The organism is Candidatus Nitrosotalea sp. FS, assembly GCF_011319475.1.
Classification (GTDB): domain Archaea; phylum Thermoproteota; class Nitrososphaeria; order Nitrososphaerales; family Nitrosopumilaceae; genus Nitrosotalea.
On the sequence record NZ_RCMC01000271.1, the window covers coordinates 1 to 3898 of the forward strand.

The 3898-nt window shown below is 37.8% G+C and carries 4 protein-coding genes and 2 pseudogenes; 5 read left to right on the top strand and 1 reads right to left on the bottom strand.

The annotated features are described in order from the left end of the window. The 3 genes and pseudogenes from DYY66_RS10455 to DYY66_RS10465 all read left to right on the top strand — a co-directional run. Positions 1–248 (top strand): annotated as a pseudogene (locus DYY66_RS10455) (epimerase); the annotation flags it as partial. Positions 249–279: 31 nt separating this feature from the next. After that, a complete protein-coding gene (gene mtnA, locus DYY66_RS10460; RefSeq protein ID WP_166289035.1) occupies positions 280–1326 on the top strand; it encodes an S-methyl-5-thioribose-1-phosphate isomerase in 1047 nt (348 codons plus the stop codon). 131 nt (positions 1327–1457) lie between these two features. Then, positions 1458–2087 carry a PqqD family peptide modification chaperone gene (locus tag DYY66_RS10465; protein ID WP_166289038.1) on the top strand — a complete coding sequence of 210 codons (630 nt, stop codon included), beginning with the start codon at positions 1458–1460 and terminating at the stop codon, positions 2085–2087. Positions 2088–2090: 3 nt separating this feature from the next. Here the strand turns inward: DYY66_RS10465 and DYY66_RS10470 are convergent, their stop codons facing one another. Next, a complete protein-coding gene (locus DYY66_RS10470; RefSeq protein ID WP_166289189.1) occupies positions 2091–2330 on the bottom strand; it encodes a hypothetical protein in 240 nt (79 codons plus the stop codon). 266 nt (positions 2331–2596) lie between these two features. Between DYY66_RS10470 and DYY66_RS10475 the strand changes: the two genes are divergently transcribed. Together DYY66_RS10475 and DYY66_RS14990 are read left to right on the top strand one after the other, a co-directional pair. Further along, a complete protein-coding gene (locus DYY66_RS10475; protein WP_166289041.1) occupies positions 2597–3181 on the top strand; it encodes a hypothetical protein in 585 nt (194 codons plus the stop codon). 518 nt (positions 3182–3699) lie between these two features. Beyond that, positions 3700–3898 (top strand): annotated as a pseudogene (locus DYY66_RS14990) (alanine aminotransferase); the annotation flags it as partial.

The following is a 3898-nucleotide window of genomic DNA, read 5'->3' on the forward strand; positions in this document are numbered from 1 at the left end:
CAAAAATAAGTGGAAAAAAAGGCAAGTTTTACAATATAGCAAGTGGGAAATACATATCAATTAAGGAACTTGCACAAATGATGATAGCAATTTCAGGAAAAAAAATACCCATAATTTACAAAAAGGCAAATACTGGAGATATACTACATAGCCAAGTATCTGTATGGCTTGCAAAAAAAGAGCTTGGATATACTCCTCAAGTGGAACTCAAAGAAGGATTGCAAAGACTAATTCAAGGATTTAATTGATATAAGGTCCATTAATTTTTTAAAACAAGATATGATTCACTCTAGCCTTCGAACTGTAGAATGGAAGAACAATTCCGTTATAATGATAGACCAGACCAAGCTCCCAAATGAACTAGTCTATGTTACCTATACCGATTATCAGGACGTCGCAGTTGCAATCAGAGATCTAATTGTACGAGGCGCACCAGCAATTGGAGTCTCTGGTGCTTTTGGCCTTGCCTTGGCAGCACTGCAAAGTACTGCTAGTACAAAAGAATCTCTCATGGAGGATCTAGAAAAAGCAAGAAAAGTTCTACATGAAACAAGGCCTACTGCAATCAATCTTGCATGGGGCCTTGAAAAAATAATGAATGTTGCAAGGTCTGCAAAAGATATCTCCACACTAAAGGAATCTGTTGTTAAAGAAGCAAAACAAATGGCAGAAGAAGATATTGCAATAAACATGCGCATGGGAAAACACGGTTCACAATTATTTGATAACAATGATACTATCATGACTCACTGTAATGCCGGTGCATTGGCAACTGTTGCATATGGAACAGCTCTTGGTGTAATCCGGGCAACAAAAGATAGTGGAAAGAAGATCAAAGTTATAGCTACTGAAACTAGGCCAGTTATGCAAGGCTCAAGGCTTACGGCATTTGAGCTAAAACACGATGGAATTGATGTCAGTCTCATTCCAGATACTGCAGTTGGATATTCCATGGCAAACAAACTTGTCTCCAAGGTAATTGTAGGAGCTGATAGAATACTCAAAACCGGACATGTTTACAATAAAATAGGAACCTACCAAGTTGCATTGATGGCAAGACAACATAACATACCATTCTATGTGGCAGCACCTCTATCAACTTTTGATCTAAAAAGTAGACCGGAAGATGTCATAATTGAGCAACGAAAAGCAAGTGAAGTCACAGGTGTGGCTGGAAAAAAGACTGCACCAGATGACATCAATGTGATAAACCCCGCCTTTGATATGACTCCTCCTGAATTAATCACTGGAATTATAACCGAAGCAGGCATTGCCAAGCCCCCATTTGAAGCATCAATCAAAAAATTATTTGAATCCAAGTTGTAAAGTATNCCTGAACTCATATCCGGCATCATAACCGAAGCTGGTGTGGCAGAACCGCCGTTTGATACATCAATCAAAAAATTATTGAATCCAAGTTGTAAAGTATTTATTCTATTGTACAAACAAACCAATTCATGACAACTGTCACTTCACAGCAGGTATTGGATTCATTAAAACAATGCATGGACCCAGAGATTCCAATCAGTGTAGTGGATATGGGATTAATTTATGGCGTAAACATAAACCCAGATAATAAAGTAGATATCAAAATGACAATGACAACACGTGGTTGTCCATTGCATGATACTCTAGTCACTGATGTAAAACGATATGTGACTAAGGTTCCTGGTGTATCTTCTGTTAACGTTGAGATTGTATGGGAACCAGCATGGACACCTGAAAAAATGTCAGAAGAAGGAAAGAAGATGATAAATTATGGTAAGCAAAAAACTGTTGCTCCAATTAATTATGAAATTGCTATGCCACAAGGTATAGGATCTCTAGTAAAACAAGAAGATGGTTCCATTGTCTTGATGAATGAAAATCAGCAAGGCTTCATGGTAAATCAAGCTATAGTAGAATTCTGGAAACTATGCAACGGCCAAAGAAGAATAACCGAACTAGTTGATCTATTTGCAAAACAAGTTGGCTTGCAGAGGGGACAGATGGAAAAAGAGGTTTTACAATTAATTCAACAACTACGAGATGGTGGATTGATAATAATAAAAGAGCCTGAAGTATCTAACGTACAATTTCGAAAATAAAACTTAGATCTCTTTAATCTCGGTTATCGTGCCTTGTACAGAATCCATCTTTACTATCACCCTCTTCTCTCCAAATCCAAGTGCTACATACCAGTCTCCGCTGTCTATATCAAACTTGGTCTCTAATGTCTTGATCTCATCTGACTTGACTCCGTATTTTTGCACGATTCCAGATACTGCAACAGGTATTGCTTCCTTTTCTGTCGGAAGTCTCCGCTTCATTAATCCTATGCCTGGAGTCATGGTATCACTTGGTATATCCAGTATAATAGTCATTTCCAAAAAGATCACATGTATTAATTAAAATCAATAAAACAAGATGCTAAAAATTTCATAACANGGAAGTCTACGTTTCATTAATCCTATGCCTGGGCTCATGGTACCACTTGACGTATCCAGTATAATAGTCATTTCAAAAAAAATCACATCCACAGATTAAAATCAATAAAACAAGATGCTAAAAATTTCATAACAACATTCTATATAGCAAGATCATTTCGAGTGTGAGTATGGTAATGCCACAAATTGTATCAAGATCGTTTCTATCACGACAAAACGATCTATTGTTTTTTGTTTCAGTCCTGGCAGTCTTGGGAACATCTGGTGTATTGATTGGAGGAATATGGGATTCTGCATCACATGCACTGAAAATCCCTGATAGCTTCTGGACAATCCAGCATGTTACTGTATATACAGGAGTGAGCATAGTGGCATTTTCTGCCGCATTTGGAACCGTATTATCATTGAAAAACAGAAAAGTGATCCTTGGAATGATATTCCTACTGGCAGGCTCTGCAATGCAGCTTGGAGGGGGATACGTGGATTACAACTTCCACCAAATATATGGCATTGACGGACTGGTTACATCATCACATCTTACTATAGAATCAGGATTGCTCTTGACCTCAATTGGCGGCTTTCTCACACTTGCAAAATTTGGCTATAACAAAACAAAAAAAGTTGTTCCATTCGCAATTGTAAATATGATATTTTCTGCAACCTGGATTGGATTTAACCTGTCCCTATTGATTGGCGCAACAATGTTGTGTATACCTATCTATGACTTGTTCTCGTCTGGCTGCTCTGTGATGTAGTTCCTCAGTTTTCTATATCCTGAAAAAACCAAGATCAACGCACCTGCAAATATCAATGCTGCAGGAAACGTAATCTCTTGAACTCTGGTGTCTCCTATGATAACCTGTAACGTCACAGGTTTGTCAGAAAGATTGGTTAGCTCCAGTGTAACCTGATCATCATGTTCAAAATGAAAGTAATCGACAGTCACCTTGTTTGTTATCTTTCGTATGTCTAGAAAATTCCCATGCGAATCAACCACTTTTGCCAAAATGTTGTTCTGATAACTCTCTGAAGTTATTAGATAAAACCCAATTCCATCCCCCTTGACTTTGACTGGCACGTTGTTGGCGTCTTGGCTGTCTAGCAAAAAACTGGCCGTGCTTTTGTTTGATTCCGATAAAATTATTCCAGCTCCAATTGATCCTGTTATGATTAATAATATTCCAACATAAAACAACGAAATCTGAAATTTCATGATTATACAATNGGTCCGATCAATTAAGAATTTAACGGGGCTAAATATCTGTCTAGATACTTGAAAATTTCACAACGAGTGGCAGGAGTAGAATATGCAATACGTGACATTGCACTAGAAGCAAGAAAACTCCAAAAAGAAGGCAAAAAGATAACCTATCTTAACATAGGTGACCCACTCCAGTATGGATTTCAGCCACCTGACAGGGTAAAGGAGGCATTGATAAAAGCAGTCAGGGAGTGCCAGAATTATTATGCAT

Excerpts from the sequence above, each read along its gene's own strand:
- mtnA (WP_166289035.1), top strand. The coding sequence starts at position 280 with ATGATTCACTCTAGCCTTCGAACTGTAGAATGGAAGAACAATTCCGTT.
- DYY66_RS10465 (WP_166289038.1), top strand. The coding sequence starts at position 1,458 with ATGACAACTGTCACTTCACAGCAGGTATTGGATTCATTAAAACAATGC.
- DYY66_RS10470 (WP_166289189.1), bottom strand. The coding sequence starts at position 2,330 with ATGACTCCAGGCATAGGATTAATGAAGCGGAGACTTCCGACAGAAAAG.
- DYY66_RS10475 (WP_166289041.1), top strand. The coding sequence starts at position 2,597 with ATGGTAATGCCACAAATTGTATCAAGATCGTTTCTATCACGACAAAAC.